13 protein-coding genes are annotated in these 16,829 nt (G+C 39.9%); 9 read left to right on the forward strand and 4 right to left on the reverse strand.

Annotated elements, in window-relative coordinates; genetic code table 11:
* Nucleotides 1-4: 4 nt before the first annotated feature.
* From VRUMOI_RS02135 to VRUMOI_RS02175, 9 genes are all read left to right on the forward strand, one after another.
* A complete protein-coding gene (locus tag VRUMOI_RS02135) occupies nucleotides 5-1,639 on the forward strand; it encodes an HsdM family class I SAM-dependent methyltransferase (RefSeq protein ID WP_089138318.1) in 1,635 nt (544 codons plus the stop codon).
* On the forward strand, nucleotides 1,632-2,903 hold the full coding sequence (locus VRUMOI_RS02140) for a restriction endonuclease subunit S (protein ID WP_089138317.1): 1,272 nt from the start codon (nucleotides 1,632-1,634) through the stop codon (nucleotides 2,901-2,903). Before VRUMOI_RS02135 ends, VRUMOI_RS02140 begins: the two co-directional genes overlap by 8 nt.
* The gene (locus VRUMOI_RS02145; protein WP_089138316.1) at nucleotides 2,900-3,457 is read left to right on the forward strand and encodes a hypothetical protein; all 558 of its coding nucleotides are present in this window, start codon (nucleotides 2,900-2,902) and stop codon (nucleotides 3,455-3,457) included. Before VRUMOI_RS02140 ends, VRUMOI_RS02145 begins: the two co-directional genes overlap by 4 nt.
* Before the next feature lie 2 nt (nucleotides 3,458-3,459).
* Nucleotides 3,460-4,293: an ATP F0F1 synthase synthase gene (locus VRUMOI_RS02150; protein WP_089138315.1), complete on the forward strand. Its 834-nt coding sequence runs from the start codon at nucleotides 3,460-3,462 to the stop codon at nucleotides 4,291-4,293.
* Between the two features lie 108 nt (nucleotides 4,294-4,401).
* Nucleotides 4,402-5,970 (forward strand): TnsD family Tn7-like transposition protein, encoded by a 1,569-nt coding sequence (locus VRUMOI_RS02155; protein ID WP_089138314.1) that lies wholly within the window; start codon nucleotides 4,402-4,404, stop codon nucleotides 5,968-5,970.
* A gap of 928 nt (nucleotides 5,971-6,898) precedes the next feature.
* Entirely contained in the window at nucleotides 6,899-7,540 is a 642-nt protein-coding gene (locus VRUMOI_RS19700; RefSeq protein ID WP_408646261.1) for a Tn7-like element transposition protein TnsE, read from the forward strand.
* 111 nt (nucleotides 7,541-7,651) lie between these two features.
* Entirely contained in the window at nucleotides 7,652-7,936 is a 285-nt protein-coding gene (locus tag VRUMOI_RS02165) for a type II toxin-antitoxin system HigB family toxin (protein WP_089138312.1), read from the forward strand.
* A 10-nt stretch (nucleotides 7,937-7,946) separates the two neighbouring features.
* A complete protein-coding gene (locus VRUMOI_RS02170; protein ID WP_089138311.1) occupies nucleotides 7,947-9,146 on the forward strand; it encodes an ImmA/IrrE family metallo-endopeptidase in 1,200 nt (399 codons plus the stop codon).
* Nucleotides 9,147-9,195: 49 nt separating this feature from the next.
* Nucleotides 9,196-11,547 (forward strand): TOTE conflict system archaeo-eukaryotic primase domain-containing protein, encoded by a 2,352-nt coding sequence (locus tag VRUMOI_RS02175; RefSeq protein ID WP_089138310.1) that lies wholly within the window; start codon nucleotides 9,196-9,198, stop codon nucleotides 11,545-11,547.
* Nucleotides 11,548-11,803: 256 nt separating this feature from the next.
* On the opposite strand, the gene VRUMOI_RS02180 is transcribed toward VRUMOI_RS02175, so the two are convergent.
* The 4 genes from VRUMOI_RS02180 to VRUMOI_RS02195 form a co-directional block, all read right to left on the reverse strand.
* Nucleotides 11,804-13,363, reverse strand: coding sequence for an ArnT family glycosyltransferase (locus tag VRUMOI_RS02180; RefSeq protein ID WP_089138309.1), 1,560 nt, complete (start codon nucleotides 13,361-13,363; stop codon nucleotides 11,804-11,806).
* Nucleotides 13,364-13,432: 69 nt separating this feature from the next.
* On the reverse strand, nucleotides 13,433-15,151 hold the full coding sequence (locus VRUMOI_RS02185) for an ArnT family glycosyltransferase (protein ID WP_089138308.1): 1,719 nt from the start codon (nucleotides 15,149-15,151) through the stop codon (nucleotides 13,433-13,435).
* Entirely contained in the window at nucleotides 15,148-15,816 is a 669-nt protein-coding gene (locus tag VRUMOI_RS02190; protein WP_089138307.1) for a TVP38/TMEM64 family protein, read from the reverse strand. Before VRUMOI_RS02190 ends, VRUMOI_RS02185 begins: the two co-directional genes overlap by 4 nt.
* Nucleotides 15,817-15,819: 3 nt before the next feature.
* Complete coding sequence (locus VRUMOI_RS02195) at nucleotides 15,820-16,569, reverse strand: glycosyltransferase family 2 protein (RefSeq protein WP_089138306.1); 750 nt, start codon at nucleotides 16,567-16,569, stop codon at nucleotides 15,820-15,822.
* Nucleotides 16,570-16,829: the final 260 nt, after the last annotated feature.

Genomic DNA, 16,829 nt, shown 5'->3' on the forward strand with positions numbered 1-16,829 from the left:
CTAAATGGTTGAATTAGAATTTCAGCAAAAAACCAAAACCCTTATTGATAGCTTAAAAAGCATCTGTGCTAACTATGGTTTAGGCAACGACGGTAACGAATTTAAAATCATTACCCAAACCTTTTTGTACAAGTTTTTAAACGATAAATTTGCCTTTGAAGCGAAAAAGATCGACGACACCACAGCCAAAGCAGAAAAATGGGAAGAAGCGCTGGCAGCCATGAGTGAAGACGACCTCGATATGCTGCAGCTGCAAATGGGCGGCGATACCGCAAGGCTAAAACCGCAGCACTTTATTAGCTACCTGTTTAGCCAACAAAACGCGCCGGATTTTGCCAAACTGTTTGATGACACTTTAATCGATATCGCCATTACCAATAACGATGTGTTTGCAGTAAAAACCGATGGCGGCGCAAAAGTGGTGCTGTTCGACCGCATCAGCCAATACATTGCTGACGACTCTAAACGCGATGCCTTCTGCCGCGCCATCATCAATAAACTGGTAGAGTTCAGCTTTGAGCGTATCTTTACGCAAAAATTCGACTTCTACGCCACCATCTTTGAATACCTGATCAAAGACTACAACAGTAACTCCGGCGGCAAATATGCCGAGTATTTTACCCCCCATGCGGTAGCACGCATTATGGCGGAAATTTTAGTGCCGAAAGAGCAACGTGGTACAGTACGTAATGTCAGTTGTTACGACCCATCAGCAGGTTCAGGTACGTTGCTTATGAACGTGGCGCACGCCATTGGTGAAAACCGCTGTAGCATTTACACCCAGGATATTTCACAAAAGTCATCCAACCTACTGCGTTTAAACCTGATCTTAAATAATTTGGTGCACTCAATCCCGAATGTGATCCAAGGTAATACAGTGCTTCATCCTTACCATAAAGACGGAAAAGATTTAAAACGCTTTGATTATATTGTCTCTAACCCGCCGTTTAAGCTCGATTTTAGCGACTTTAGGGATGAGCTGGACAGCAAAGAAAACAAAGAACGCTTCTTTGCTGGTATTCCTAAAGCACCGGCGAAAGCAAAAGACAAAATGGCCATTTATTCTCTGTTTTTACAACATATCATTGCCTCGCTTAAACCGGGAGGTAAAGCAGCCATTGTAGTGCCAACGGGGTTTATTACCGCACAATCCGGTATTGATAAAAAAATCCGTGAACATTTAGTGAAAAACAAAATGCTAGCAGGTGTGGTTTCCATGCCTTCGAATATCTTTGCGACTACCGGTACAAACGTATCCATTCTGTTTATCGACGCCAGCAACGATGGCGATGTAGTACTGGTAGATGCTTCAAACTTGGGCGAGAAGGTCAAAGACGGTAAAAATCAAAAAACCGTACTTAAACCAGAAGAAGAACAACAAATTATTGATGTGTTTAACGACAAAGAAGCGGTAGAAGACTTCTCCGTTGCGGTAAGTTATGACGATATCGAAGCAAAAAACTACTCATTAAATGCAGGCCAGTACTTTGATGTGAAAATCGAATATGTGGATATTACCCCGGACCAGTTTGCTGAAAAGATGCAGGGCTTTACCAGCAATTTGGATAGCCTATTTAGTCAATCTCGTGATTTGGAAGTTGAGATTAAAAAGCAGTTGGCGGGGTTGAAGTATGAATAATTGGCGTGAAACAACCCTAGGAAAAGTAGCGAATGTTTTTACAGGCTATCCGTTCAAAAGCGAGTTTTATTCTACCGATGCTCAAGATGTAAGACTTTTGCGAGGTGACAACATATCACAGGGAGCGATGGACTGGAGCGACGCTAGGAAGTGGCCTGCTGAGCAACTTAAGGATTTTGCAGAATATCAGTTGAAAGAAGATGATATCGTACTTGCAATGGATCGTCCTTGGATTGGCGCGGGATTAAAATATAGCCAAATAATCAAGAGTGACTTGCCAGCATTATTGGTTCAACGAACTGCGAGATTACGCGGTAGCAATGATTTGGACATTGGATATTTAAAATATGTTATCGGAAGCCCTTGGTTCACAAGCTATATCAAGAGAATTACCACAGGTTCGTTAGTTCCGCATATAAGTTTAAAACAGATTCGTGATTTCCCAGTAAAGCTACCGCCTCTCGAAGAACAAAAAGCAGTGGCTGCTGTTTTAAAGGCCGTCGACAAAAAAATCGAACTCAACAACCGTATCAACGCCGAGCTGGAAGCCATGGCCAAAACCCTGTACGACTACTGGTTTGTACAGTTCGACTTCCCCGCCGACTCGCCACAAGGTCAAGGCAAACCCTACAAAACCTCTGGCGGAAAAATGGTTTACAACTCAACGCTCAAGCGAGAAATACCGGCGGGGTGGGAGATTACGACTGTTGGCAAAATATCCAAAACTGAATTGGGTGGAACCCCATCAACAGCTGTGGATGAATATTGGCAAAATGCAGATATTCCATGGCTGAGTTCAGCAGAAACAGCCTCGTTTCCGATTATTACATCTGAACAAAAGATCACTCAGGCTGGTATTGATAACTCAGCTGCCACGCTGTTGCCTAAAGGTACTGTTGTAATCTCGATTGTTCGTTATATTCGCCCTTCGATACTGGGCATTGATGCTGCAACAAACCAATCTGTGGTGGGAATCAGAGAGTGCAAGAGGCTAAAAAGCTCTTTTATTTATCCTTATTTTTGCAGTGAAGTTCCAAGATTAATGGCGTTACGGACTGGGGCTCAGCAGCCTCATATTAACAAGGGCGTTATTGAAAACAGTCCAATTGTTATACCTTGTGATAAAGTTTTGACTGACTACTACAAAGTCGCAGACCCCATATTTGAAAAGATCTTTAATCTTGCACTCCAGAGTCACGAGCTTATACAACTTAGAGACTGGCTTCTCCCGATGCTAATGAATGGTCAGGTAACAGTGAAATGATCAATGCTGCGTTTCGAGTCTTACTGACGTTTAATGCCACTTCTCTGCTAGTGATTATCTTTTTGGTGCAAAAAGGGGTCACTCTGGGAGATTTTCTAGATGGCGTAAATTATTTAAATTGGACAGTAGCACTTTCGAACGCATTGTCTTATTTGTTTTACTTAGCAATACCAATTCTATCAACGGGTTTGAGCATTTGGCTGAGTAAATACCTTGGCAAAGACGAGTTCAAAGCGGGTGAAGTCGCCAGTATTGAGCATGCCAACAACAGCTTTCTACCCAGTTATTTGGGCTACTTTTTTGTGGCATTGAGCATAGGAAACTTGGAAACCTTGTGGTTTGTGTATGGAGTACTGTTTGTTTTCACTTTTCTATCGCAAGCGCTTTATTTTAATCCGCTATTTTTGTTGTTTGGGTTTGAGTTTTACAACATCAAGACGACGAATGGCACTGCGATTTTTCTGATTAGTCGATATAAATACAAAAAGCCGGATGAAATAGATATCAGCAAAGCATACCGCATTAATAACTACACATTTATGGAGCGAGAATAAATATGGATCATGTGTTGGCTAAAGTTAAAGGATTAAGGAAAAAGCCCTATTTCAAACTGATTTCTGACCATACGCTCTATGATGCTGTTGTTGTCGATATTGCCCACTGTATTGGCTATGATCCTGACCATAACCTAGATGAAGACTCTTGGTTTAAGATTGAGCGATTTACTCTTCAGGACTATTGCCTAGATTTTTTAAAAGGCGATTTCGATTCGAAAGACTATGATGACTTAACCAAAGCTCAATTTTCAAAAATTGCCTATCTATTTTCCGTTCAAAATACGGATATCTATTTTCAAAAAGTCACACCATCAGTATTTCTCAATCGGAAAATGATTGGCTTCGGTGAAGCGGCTGAAGTCGAAGAAAATCAAAATCGTTTAGTCATAAATACGTTGCCCGATGCTATCTATTATAAAAATGAAGATACGCTAATATTTAAAAATTTAGCGACCATAACCAGTATCTTTAAAGGAATAGATGTACTTTACAAAGAAGCGACTAACGATGAGGTTAAAGAATTTCTTGACGAGCCCTATATCGAGTTATCTGGCGACTATGGGTTGGATAAAGTATCAAAACCTAACCGTAAGCGTATAGCATTAGCCATGGCATCTCTTGATGTAATGACTGATGATGATAAAGTTAATATGCTAGGCTACATTTATGAATACTGCGATCAAAAATTAACCTTTGATAAGGCTAATAGTAAGTTTGAAATTTCTACCGACGATGAGCTAAAGCTTCTGCTTTATGGAATCGAGCAACGTTTTTATACTACCCCTTTTGGCCATGAAAAGCGTTTAGCAAACTCGGTTGTCAGCCTTGGTTAATACCTGGTTTTCTATTTTAAATCTTGTGAGGGTAACTCCTTGTCCCTGAGCAATTTTGGGGATTTGGACTAAGCTATACATGGGAATGAGATAACCCAAGGCTATAGCATGATCATGCAATTTCCAGCTCCCTATCAAGATGAACTGTTATCAAGTGTATTGGCTCGTTTTATCTTACGGCAAGGAATAAATGCCGATAATCAGGCATTAGAGTTATTGTTTGGTTCTAGGAATATTGTTCCATCTACGATATTTCAGGGTCATATCCAGCTTTTACTATCAAATGTTGGTCATATCTGGAATATATCTCCTGAGCAAGTTGTTGATGACCATTCTTTGCTTGGTGTTTTTAAGCCCTTTATGGATGTAGCTAGGTGCGATGCACAAAAACAAGAGTTGATTGTTGGTAATAAGAACCAAAGCCTCACAAGTATTGGGATCAACGCATCTAAGCTTATCTGGCCGCAACACTTTCGATATTGTCCTGTTTGCCTTAAACATGATTTAGACACTCTCGGCGAAACCTATTGGCGACGTCACTTTCAATTACCAGGCATGTCCTGCTGCCCCATTCATTCGTGCCTCTTAGTTGATAGCGACATCAGTATTCATTCATCGCAACGCCATGCTTTTATTTCACCACAATATGAACAATCAAAATTTCTTTCGGTTGGCGCGGCAATAGTCGAGTCAGATATCAACCAAACGGCTCTCTCCAAACAAATTTATCGTTTGTTATGTATTAGAACTTCCTGTCATTCAACTAACCAGTGGAGTCTCTATTATCAAAATCTAACTCGAATGTTAAATTTAATAGTTAGAGGTCGTATCGATCATTTATTGATTCAGTCTAAGGTTCGAAACACTTGGGGTGATAATTGGTTAAACAAAAATGGATTGAATCTAGAAATTGAAAATAACTGGTTACTTGCAATGTTTCGCAAGCACCGTAGAGCTTTTTCGTATCTACATCATTTATCTGTCATGATTGCGTTACTGGGCCAGACTATGTCGATAGAAGATGAATGTTTAAAAGTTGATAAGTTGCCAGATAAGATGAGTCCGAAAAAACGCTATTTCACGTCTGAATACGATGCACGAAAAACGGAGTATCGTTTGATTTGGTTAAAATTCCTCAAGACTTTTAACTCACTCAAAGATATTCGGTTGACTAGAGAGGGAGCGAGAGTTTACTCATGGTTATATCGGTTTGATCGTGATTGGCACATCCAGCATTCATTGGCTCATGTGAAACAAAGACGTATAGATCGTCGCGTTGATTGGGGGAAGAGGGATAGAGAATTGGTTAAAAAGCTCATACTTATAGAAAAGAAAACATACTTAGATTTATTTTTGCCTAGGAAGTCTCGCCCATGGTATGCAAAACAGATTAATGCAACGAATTTGATCCCTGATAAGCTTAGAAAACTACCTTTATGTAATTGTTTCCTAAATTGTTATCAAGAATCGATAGACGAGTATCAATTAAGACGATTACTCGCTATCGTTGTCTATATGTTTAATCACGGGCAGGCCATTCCCAAAATATATGAACTTGAACGTAGCGCTGGACTCAGTAAAGAACGCATTCGGGAACCTGCAAAAGAAATTCTCCGAGTGGACATCCCCAGAATCACGCGCCAAGCGCGGGTTACCGGAGGATACAAAGTTAATTAAAATCGTAGGTATAGCGCTTCATAGTAATTTTAGGCAAAAAGTACGTCCCCACTTAGTATTGGATTGGGATGGTCATGATGATTGGGAATCCGTTCCGATTGAATTAGCTAATATGATGGTCAGTCAAAGTTCGTATAAAAATAAGGAACGGCTGGCAGATAAAACGCTTGAGAAGCTGACTATAACCATTACTGGTGAATTACCACACCAAGTAAGGCGAACCGTTGATGATACCGTGTATCGACGTTATACAACCAATCGTGACGTTACCATCTCAGTGACTAATTTTGAGTTGGCCCGAGTTCTATTCTTCCATAATCAGTACTTGATACGAGCTGCATTCAGCTCTGGAGGGGTTAAAGATATAGCACATTACAATCAAGATCCAAGTGAACCCAAAATCATCTTTCCTGATTCAACCAGTTACCCAATTTCGAATATCAGATCTAGAAAATCGAAATCGCATTTATCATGGTTACTAACTGATCCATCTGCGGCTAAAAGTTTTTTCTCCATTTTTAAATCTGTAAATGAAATTGACTCTTCTGATGTGTCCGATTTTGGTTTTGTTCCTCCGCTTCTTGTGGGATGGGAGTTTGAGTTAGCGGGCTCTTACTCTGAGGATCTGAAAAATTTCTGGGTATCAGAGATTGTTACTATCAATGACAATTCATTTGTTACTCCTGTTGGTTTGAAGATTAAACATCCAAAGTTGAAGAACTTAGTGTCTGTCCCACATACAGAACGTAAGGTTAAGAAACTGCCACCAAGCGACCCTAGTCCGGAATTAGATATGGGGGACTTACCAAAGCTAGGTAAGCCATTACATAGGAAAGACGATCAGACTTTTAGTTTTAATTTTATAAATGCTGGCAACATTGGTTTAGAAATTGAGGATGACCAAGAGCAGCCTGAAAAATCAAAGAATATGCCTTCTAATGAGAATAAATCTGAAAAGACCAGTGTGGGTAATGCTGCCAAAGATGGAAACAATCAAGAGTTTGATTATGGACTAAACCGGAATAAGGGTGTCGAGGATTCTGACGATCTCATCGATGCTGAGCCAACGGAAAAATTCCGACTATTTGAAAGAACTATTGAGGTTATTAAAACAAAGAAAGATCTCACGGTACATGGTGTGAGATGTGGTTCTTTCCCTCCACCAAAAACCGGAAGCCGAATGGTGATCAATACAGTAGATGGTAACTTTCTTCGTTACCACATGGCTAATATCAGCTATTTGGATGTTGGGGCTGTGGTTATTGAGGTTGATGTGGATAGCTTAAATCGCCCCACAAACGTCAGTACCTTGGTTGTTTCATTTTTAACTGATTCAAATCCTGAGCAAATATTGAAATCTATCCTTCAAGATTACTCAGACCAAGCCCGAGGCTGGAACCATGACTGGATCAAAAAGAATACCGCTGTGAGTAAGTTCTGCCGTCATCCTAAAAAGACCAAGAAAGAGAATGATGTAGAACGTGATATTACTGCTGACGAGTATGTTGAAGCCTGGGCTGAGATACTGTGTGGGAAGATGAGGGATATACAGAAGATATGTCATGGCTAATGATTTGACGCTCATTTCAAAGTCACAAATAAAAGAGAAAAACACATTACAAGTCATTCCCTTTTTGGTAATTGCGTATATAATTCCCTTGATGGGAACTTGCGGGGTTCAATGAAAGTCTTAGGAAGAGATAAGCTAGTTAAATTTTACACAAAGCATGCAAATGCTAAATCTGCTTTAGAAGCTTGGTTTTCTGAAGCGGAAAGTGCTGCATGGAAAACACCACAAGATATTAAGAATAGATACCGAAGTGCCGATTTTCTAGCTGATAATAAAGTGATTTTTAATATCAAAGGTAATCATTACAGATTGGTAGTTAAGGTGAGGTATCAAAATGGGATTGCTGTTGTTGAATGGGTTGGAACCCATGCTCAGTACGATAAGCAAGACTTTTAAGGAGTAGGGTATGAATCACATTAAGCTGATTAAATCAGAACAAGACCATGAACAAGCGCTTGCTCGCTTGATGGCGCTTATGGAGGTGGATCCTGAACCAAATAGTATCGAATCTGATGAAATTGACGTTTTGGCAGTATTAATTGATAAATACGAAGAAGAAGTTTTTCCGATCGAGCAGCCAGATCCTGTTGAAGCTATTAAATTTAGAATGGAGCAACAAGGACTAACTAATAAGGATCTTGTTCCTTATATTGGTTCTGCACCTAAAGTGTCGGAAATTCTTAATCGGAAAAGAAGCCTCAGTCTGAATATGATCCGTAAGTTAAACCAAGGATTAGGTATTTCTGCGGATATACTTATTAAGTCAACAGAACAAAAACGAGCATGTGAAGCTAAGATTGATTGGCATGCTTTCCCCTTAGCTGAAATGCGTAAACGGGGTTATTTTGAAGGTTTTACTGGGTCTCTAAATGAGCTGAAAGAGTATGCTGCTGAAAAACTGACAATGTTTCTTTCTTCTGTTAAATCAGGGCTTGAGCTTCAACCAGCTCTTCTCCGGTCATCTGCAAATCTTAACTGTAATGATAAAGAAGCTGATCCATATTCTCTATGGGCGTGGCAAGTAAGAGTGCTTCAAAAAGCAGATGAAGAGGTCTTACCAAATAACTACAAGCCTGGCACTGTAAACTTGAAATGGATGCAGAAACTAGCAAGACTTTCATGGTCTAGCCAAGGGGCGAAATTAGCTGTTGAGTATTTAAATAGAAGCGGTATTCACTTAATTATAGAGCCTCACTTGCCAAAAACTTATCTTGATGGGGCCGTGTGTAATACACCTAATGGTAACCCAGTGGTTGCACTAACATTAAGATATGATCGCTTAGATAGTTTTTGGTTTTCGTTGATGCATGAATTGGCACACATAGCTTTGCATCTAGATCATAGTGAAATTTGGTATCTTGATGATCTCGATTCATTAGGTGGTAGTGAAACAGAGCAAGAAGCCGATGCTTTAGCACGAGAGGCTTTAATACCATCAGTTGTATGGGAAACACAAATACTTATTGATGCGGATAGTGTAAGGCAATTATCTCAGCAATTAGAGATATCCCCTTGTATCATTGCGGGTAGAACTCGTCATGAGTCAGGTAATCACTCAATGTTTGGCTCTTTGTTTAGAGATAAAGTTAAGTTCTTATTCTCATGATCGTGGGCGAAATTATGTAATTTCAGATTACCGAACAGGATAGAAATACATGGATGAACTTGATGCAATTGAAAAAAGAATTTCTATTCTTAAGGCAGAGCTAGCTGGACTCGAAGCTGCAAAAATAAAATTGATAGCTTCAAAAAGTGATTCCGCTTCTGTTGATAGCAATTCGATGACTCCAGAACAAAAAATCGAGCTTTATCTGGAGTTTTTTCGAGGAAATATCAACTGTTATGCTGTTCGTTGGCAAAATAAGCAGGGGCGTTCTGGATACTCTTTGGCCTGTGATAATGAATGGAAGCAGGGTCTTTGCAATAAGCCCAAAGTGAAGTGCTTAGAGTGTTCTCATCAATCATTCAAACCTCTTGATTCAAGAGCGATATACGATCATTTATCCGGTAACTTTACTGTTGGTATCTATCCCATGGATGCTGATAGTCATTGCTGGTTTCTTGCTATTGATTTCGATAAAAGCGATTGGAAAGAAGCATCATTGGCTTATGCTGAAGCATGTAAACGAAACGGTATTGATTATCTACTCGAACGCTCTCGTTCAGGTAGTGGCGCTCACGTTTGGATTTTCTTTGAAGCGAAGGTTGATGCTACAAGAGCAAGGAAACTTGGCTTTATACTTCTGGATCAGGCTATGCAAATTCATGGAGCCTTATCTTTTGATTCTTATGATCGCTTATTCCCTAACCAAGACCATTTACCTATAGCAGGTATTGGTAATCTGATTGCGTTACCGCTACAAAAGGGAGCTAGAGCACAAGGTAATTCAGTATTTGTGGATACAACCTTTACTCCGTATCAAGATCAGTGGCAGGCATTGTCTTCAACTAAAAAACTTAGTATTGATGAGCTTGAAACTCTAGTCAAAACTTTTGTGTCTGAGGATACCGCAGAAACGAATACCACTAACTTAATGCCCTGGGAGAGAAACTTACCCGATGGTAACAACATTGCCATACAAGGATGTCCTGAACAGATTAGAATCACATTGGCGAACCGAATCTATATACCTACAGAGTTATTGCCGAGTGCGTTAATTGCCAGATTAAAGAAAATTGCTTCATTTTCAAATCCTAAGTTCTTCAAGGCTCAGGGATTGAGATTATCGACGAACGGAATATCACGTTTTATTTCATTAGCTGAATTGGATAGTGGGTATTTGGTGCTACCTAGAGGTTGTATTGATGACGTGTATGAGATTCTGAAGTTGTCGAATATTGAGGTATTAGTTGATGATAAACGAAGATCTGGAGTACGACTTAACTCTATTAGTTTTCATGGTGAACTAAGAAAGGAGCAGAAGAAGGCTGTAGATATCATTTCCAAATATGATATCGGCGTATTGCATGCGCCGACAGCATTCGGAAAGACGGTGACATCGATTGGTTTAATTTGTAGAAGAAAAACTAACACACTTATTCTTGTACATAATAAACAACTTGTTGATCAGTGGGTAGAACGGCTGAAATCTTTTTTAGTCGGCGTCGAAGTTGGTGTATTCACAGGCACAAAGAAAAAGCCGACGAATATAATTGATGTTGCGACTTACCAAAGTTTGCTTAATCGGAGTGATAATACAGCAAACCCTATAGTTCATCAGTATGGTCAAATTATTATTGATGAGTGCCACCATTTATCAGCCCCCCAATATGAAAGGTTATTGGGTGAAATACATGCGAAATATGTCCTTGGAATAAGTGCAACTTTAGAACGAAGAGATGGCCATCAACCGATAATTTTCATGCAAGCTGGAAAGGTTAGACATACCATTACATCAACGAGTTCTGTTAAGTTTATTCAATCCCTACAAAAGAGGGACGTTACCTTTGATTCACCAATACAATTGATTACACAAGAACCACGTCCTCATATTTCAGATGTTTATCGTTGGTTAGTCGAAAACGATTTGCGAAATCAGATGATTATCAGCGATATTGAAGCAGAAATTAATCAGGGCCGTGTTCCTATCGTTCTAACTGAACGTAGAGAGCATGCTAACCTTTTGAGTGATATGTTGACTGAGAAATCGATAGATAATGAAGTTCTCGTTGGGGCGATGAAGAAAAAATTGAGGGATGCGGTAAACGAAAAATTAGCAACGACAAAAGTATTAGTTGCGACCGGTCGTTTTATTGGTGAAGGGTTTGATTTACCTCGATTGGATACCTTGGTTCTTGCTCTTCCTGTATCGTGGAAGGGGGCTCTCGTACAATATGTTGGACGGATACAGAGGGAGTATGATGGTAAAAGTGAAATACGCGTTATTGATTATGTTGATGTAAAAATACCTATGCTGAAAAGGATGTTTGCAAAACGTAGTAGAGGTTACACTGCTTTAGGTTTTACTGAAGCTGGAAATGTAGTGCAAGAAAGCTTTATCCTGTGATTTTGTTTACTTGAAAAAATGATCAAACTTTATTATTAATGTTTCTTCGTTTCTATTCCGTTCTCGATTAATAACGATCAAACTTTATTACTTTGAAAGTAAAAAATAACCTTAAAACAAGTGATTTTTGATCAAACTATATTGTTCACCCACACAACGGATAATTTCCTGACTAATCATGACAAAAACCAGTTCTGTCTCTAGAGCTGGTTTTTTTATTGGAGGCGTAATCATTTTTTTGCAAGCGTTCGAATTGCTACAGGACAAATAGCGTGTGTTTGCCGATCGATATTTCAGATTGAAAAGTTCGATTTGCCGCTTGTAAAGCCTGCTTGATCGCTTTTTCATCTCGCTTGGTTAAGATCACGCTTCCCTGAGGTAACTCGATCAGTTGTTGATCGGTTTTTAACAACTTCACCGGATGATTGAGATAAACATCAAGATTGAGCCCAGTCGTATAGTGATAACTATAAAACTGACTTTGCGGTGTCGATAATTGCAAAGCTGTTTGCGCGACTTTTTTCACCCCAAGTATTTGGTTGTATTTAGGTAACAAAATTGCAGCTGAAAGCATTACTCCGAAACAACCTAAAGCGATGGTTTTAAGCGTTGCTACCATTTGGTTTTTGAATAAGTAATAGGCACTAATGCCCCCAGTAATCAATAGCACCACCAACAAAGTATGGAGGTCGAAAGGCTCAACAGGGAGCTTTCTAGTTAATTGAGGGATAAAAAATGCGGCAATAGGTAGTACACAACAAATGGCGATGATTGGCGCTATTCCCCATTTCCATACGCGGCCTTTTTCAAGTTGAGGTAATTGAAGTAAACCGGCGTAAATAATAAAAGGGATTAGTGGTAGAAGATAAATTTCAAGTTTGCTGCTAACCAATGACAACATGGTTAGACCGACGAATGCGACGGTAATAAAAAAGCGCTGCTCATCTTGAAGGGGGCGCTTGGCTCTGAACATGTTGATAAAGCTGCACAATAAAACTAACGACCATGGCAACAATAGCAGTAGTGCATTTTCTAAATAGTAATAAATTGGCTCAGGGTGAATACTGGCACTAATGCCTCTTTTGGCAGCCTGGTCTAATGTTAATGCGTAGAGATAATCCTTTCCGCCTTCTAAATAAATGGCGAATAACCATAATGCTAGAGTGGCGATGCAAAGCAGAACCGCTTTTAAAGGGAAGTAATATTTAACGTCCCGTAATGACTTTTTATAAGTCAGAAAGACTAGGCTCGAGATGATGGGTAGCATTAAGCCTACCGGACCTTTTACAAAGGTGGCGGCTAAAATCGCGAAGAGCATCCAATATGGATAATTGCTCAAAGCTTGTCCATGTCGGTGTCGTAGATACGTTTGATAGAAGCAATAGAGCGCCAGTGTGATAAATAGCGCCATCAACATATCCATTCTTAAGATGACGGTACAACCTAAGAATAAACCGCTAGAGAGTAAAGTGAGTATGGCAAGCGTTTGTAATGGTGTGTCTAGAGCGTTTTTGGTCCAGCGGTACATGAGCTCACAGATAGCGATAGCCGGTAATAAGCTAAATAATCCCGTCCAAATAATGCCACCTTCGACACCAAATAGCTTGATGCCAAGCATAACAATCCAGAAATAGGCTGGTGGTTTATCAGCGTAAATCTCACCGTGGTTATAAAACGTAAACCAGTGATGATGTTGTAAGCTTTCGAGTGCGATACTGATGTATTTGAGTTCATTTCCAGGCGTAATATCACGATTGATCAGGATAATTAGCCCAATTAAAAAAAAGACACTGTAATAAAAAAAGCGGTTTTTCATGAGGGAATCCGAACAGTAAACCTCCTAAGTAGCCGAAACCTTAGGAGGCGAAAGTAATCAATCGACCAATTAAGAGTATGGTTGATTTATCTTTAAATGGTAACGATGAATATTTTGAGGTGCTTGGCAAGTATCAAGCATTGCTGAGCGGTCCAATAATATCCATGTACGGCGATGAGCCTTACCTAATGGAATCGCTTTCGATATATCAAAACAGACGATATCCGAGCTTGCTGTTGTAAGAATAAATCGATGGTCTTTTTCATTCATCCATAACCAAGCGTTACGATCTTGTTCTTGTTTGTCAGCCAAATAACTAAAGTGAGTAAGCGAGATTGGAGAAAACAATAAAAACTGCTCTTTAAAGCGAGTTAAACCGAGTTCACCTTGTGGAGGCAGCTTTTGCTGAACTTCTAACATGACATCTTTTGCGGGCGTACGCACAGGATTCAACAATGAATAACCGACCAAACTATACAGAATCCAAGTAAGCGATAACGCGACGCCAAATCCACATAATGCTGGTTTTTTATAACTTTTAAAGAAGGTCGCTAACCAGATCACAGCCGCTAGTGCAAAGAAGCCAGCATAAGGCAAAGTATCGTTACCAACATGTTTGGTAAGCGCATGAACGTTAAATAATGCCATCACAGATGCTGCCAGCAGTATCACACCTAATAAAGCCGTGAATCCTTTCAATAATTTTTCAACCCATGCTTGCCATACATGCTTGGTTAAGAAGTGACCGGCAATTAGAGCCATCATAGGTAAGGCAGGCAAAATATACACACCACGTTTACCCGGGCTAAAGCTAAAGAAAACAACGGTTAAAATAATCCAGCTCAGTAAGCTAATAATCACGGCGGATTGGCGTGTACTTTGCCAGAATTTCTTGTTAAATAGCACTAAATATAAAGGGAACCACATGGCAGGGATGACGCTTAATATAAAATAGTACCAAGGCTTAATATGTCCCCAAGAATTGGCGTAGCGTTCACCCGTTTGCTTAAACAGGATATTATTTTTATAGGCAATAAAGTCTGGGTTGTGGCTTGATTCTGCAATGGAAAGCATCGGCACTAACCAACAAGCGACCACAGCTAACATGATCACGGGGCCTAAAAGTAACTTCCAAGAAATCTGTTGTTCAAAGCGATGCTTGCCCGTGAAGTGAAGCACTAAAATCGGAATGAGCAATAAAGCAGGAAGAAATCCAACCCCTTTGGTTATGATGCCTAGCCCCATAAAACCCCAGGCGAAACAGTACCATCCCCAATGGGCTTTAACGAAAAAGTGTCTTAATAAGCCATACATTGCAATGGTGATCCACGCGGCCACCATGGCATCGATTTGCGCCGCTTTTGCTTGAATTATAAATTGTGGTGCGATAAGCAATAACAAACCCACGTTACGCGCAGTTTTGACATTCCATAATTTGACTGAAATGTCATAACAACAGAATAGAGCAACTAAACTCACAATGGCATTAGGCAGCATAAAGGTGGCCTTTAAGCTACCGGTAAGCCAATAAAAGAAAGCCATTGACCACATGAAGACGGGGGGTTTGTCTGGGTAAAGTTCACCACCGCGCATTGGAAAAAACCAATTACCGGATTGCACCATTTCACGAGCGACTTCAACGAAGCGAGGTTCATCGGCAGGCCACGGGTCACGTAAACCAATACCCGCGAAAATAATAATTGCGGCGACGACTAACAAAAAGAATAAGGTTTGATAGTAGTCTTCGTTATGCCATGTTTGTTTGAATTTGTTCGAAATAGAACTCATAAAGCCTCTTCCATATTGAGTTCTTCAACTCTGCTTTTGATATGATCGCGATAAATTACGCCAGTTAAAATTGTGCTGGCAATCGCGAAGGAAATACTGAGATAAATCATAGTATGACTTGATGAATGAATACCTGCGCCCATCAAAGCAAAAATGATCGTTTGAGGGAGATAACCGAGTAGACTGGCTGAAAAAAACGCAAGTACAGGCACTCGGACACTACCCGATAGCACATTGGTCACTACATTATTTCCAATCGGGAATAGTCGTAATAATAATATTTTAAAGAAAGGCTTACGGCTGGCAAATGAATTGAATTTTCTCATACGTTTTGGAAAACGGCGGAATAGTACACCACCGAAGAGAAAGCGAGCCGAAAAATAATTGAGCGATGCCGCTAGCAGACAGGCAATCAAAGCCAATCCGATACCGATATAAATATGGTATAGATAACCAAATATCAGCGCGATCATTTGCTTTGGGCCGCTCAGCGATAAAAATACAATACTGGCGCCTAAAATGACTAAATCACCGGTTACGCCATTTTGCTTAATATAACCAAGTAGCCAATTTTTATCCGTAATATGGGACATGACGGGGCTATTTAATTGGCTAATGATCAGCAAGGCGATAGCAATTAAGAGAATAAGCTTCAACCATTTCATGGATTAGATGTCTTTTTGTGAACCGATAACATTAACGTTTTTGACGACGGGCTTTTTGGTTCGTTTTTGTAACCAGATAACACCCATGATGTCGACAACCCCAACCCAAGCTCGGTTCCATGCATTGTAGTTTGAAGTGCCTACTTCTCGGTCACGATGCTTAACTTGGTGGATGACAATTTCACCATCAATCGTCTTAATTAAAGCCGGTAAGAAGCGATGCATGTGGTCAAAGTAAGGTAATTGTAAATAGGTCGCTTTCGGGATAATTTTTAAACCACAACCAGAGTCAGGTACACCATCACCAAGTAAAGCGTGGCGAATTTTGTTGGCGAACTTCGATTGAAAACGGATCCATGCAGTGTCTTGGCGTTTCGCTCTAAACCCGGCGATGCAAAAATGTGGATTTTGTACTTTCGCCGCGACTTCTAACATATTCGGCATATCGGATGGGTCATTTTGTCCATCGGCATCCGAGGTAATAATCCAATCGCCTTTTGCATGTTTAACCGCCGTTAATACGGCAGTACTTTGGCCACAACTTTGCTCATGGCTTATGATTTGTAATTGGCAACCACATTGTTGTGCGGTTTCTATTGCTTCTTGCACCGTTTGATCTGTACTACCATCATCGGTAATCACAATTTCCATTTGCGGGTAGTCTTGCAGACTGTGGTGTATTTCCTTAATGAGTTTCCCGATGTTTCCTTGTTCATTTTTAGCCGGGATAACAACTGAAATACTTGGAATCATGTGTATATATCTCATTTTTTATAGTGTGATGAAAATCAAATCTACTAAAGTAATGGGGATGACTAAAGTGATTTGATGGTGGTCATGAATGTTTCTGATTATCTAAAGTTAAAATATTTCAATGACCAATTCTAGAACAATTATAGTGATTAAATCTTAAGATTCACTGAAGTATGGCGCTTTTATTTACCAATAGCGATGAGTGTGAATTTTATATTTCAATCAACAGATGAAAAACCAGCACAAATGAAATAATGACT

It is taken from the genome of Vibrio rumoiensis, assembly GCF_002218045.2.
Taxonomy (GTDB): domain Bacteria; phylum Pseudomonadota; class Gammaproteobacteria; order Enterobacterales; family Vibrionaceae; genus Vibrio; species Vibrio rumoiensis.

What these genes read in the sequence shown, in the direction of transcription:
- VRUMOI_RS02145 (WP_089138316.1), top strand. Translation starts at nt 2,900, where the DNA reads ATGATCAATGCTGCGTTTCGAGTCTTACTGACGTTTAATGCCACTTCT.
- VRUMOI_RS02150 (WP_089138315.1), top strand. Translation starts at nt 3,460, where the DNA reads ATGGATCATGTGTTGGCTAAAGTTAAAGGATTAAGGAAAAAGCCCTAT.
- VRUMOI_RS02135 (WP_089138318.1), top strand. Translation starts at nt 5, where the DNA reads ATGGTTGAATTAGAATTTCAGCAAAAAACCAAAACCCTTATTGATAGC.
- VRUMOI_RS02140 (WP_089138317.1), top strand. Translation starts at nt 1,632, where the DNA reads ATGAATAATTGGCGTGAAACAACCCTAGGAAAAGTAGCGAATGTTTTT.
- VRUMOI_RS02175 (WP_089138310.1), top strand. Translation starts at nt 9,196, where the DNA reads ATGGATGAACTTGATGCAATTGAAAAAAGAATTTCTATTCTTAAGGCA.
- VRUMOI_RS02180 (WP_089138309.1), bottom strand. Translation starts at nt 13,363, where the DNA reads ATGAAAAACCGCTTTTTTTATTACAGTGTCTTTTTTTTAATTGGGCTA.
- VRUMOI_RS19700 (WP_408646261.1), top strand. Translation starts at nt 6,899, where the DNA reads ATGCCTTCTAATGAGAATAAATCTGAAAAGACCAGTGTGGGTAATGCT.
- VRUMOI_RS02155 (WP_089138314.1), top strand. Translation starts at nt 4,402, where the DNA reads ATGATCATGCAATTTCCAGCTCCCTATCAAGATGAACTGTTATCAAGT.
- VRUMOI_RS02190 (WP_089138307.1), bottom strand. Translation starts at nt 15,816, where the DNA reads ATGAAATGGTTGAAGCTTATTCTCTTAATTGCTATCGCCTTGCTGATC.
- VRUMOI_RS02165 (WP_089138312.1), top strand. Translation starts at nt 7,652, where the DNA reads ATGAAAGTCTTAGGAAGAGATAAGCTAGTTAAATTTTACACAAAGCAT.
- VRUMOI_RS02195 (WP_089138306.1), bottom strand. Translation starts at nt 16,569, where the DNA reads ATGATTCCAAGTATTTCAGTTGTTATCCCGGCTAAAAATGAACAAGGA.
- VRUMOI_RS02170 (WP_089138311.1), top strand. Translation starts at nt 7,947, where the DNA reads ATGAATCACATTAAGCTGATTAAATCAGAACAAGACCATGAACAAGCG.
- VRUMOI_RS02185 (WP_089138308.1), bottom strand. Translation starts at nt 15,151, where the DNA reads ATGAGTTCTATTTCGAACAAATTCAAACAAACATGGCATAACGAAGAC.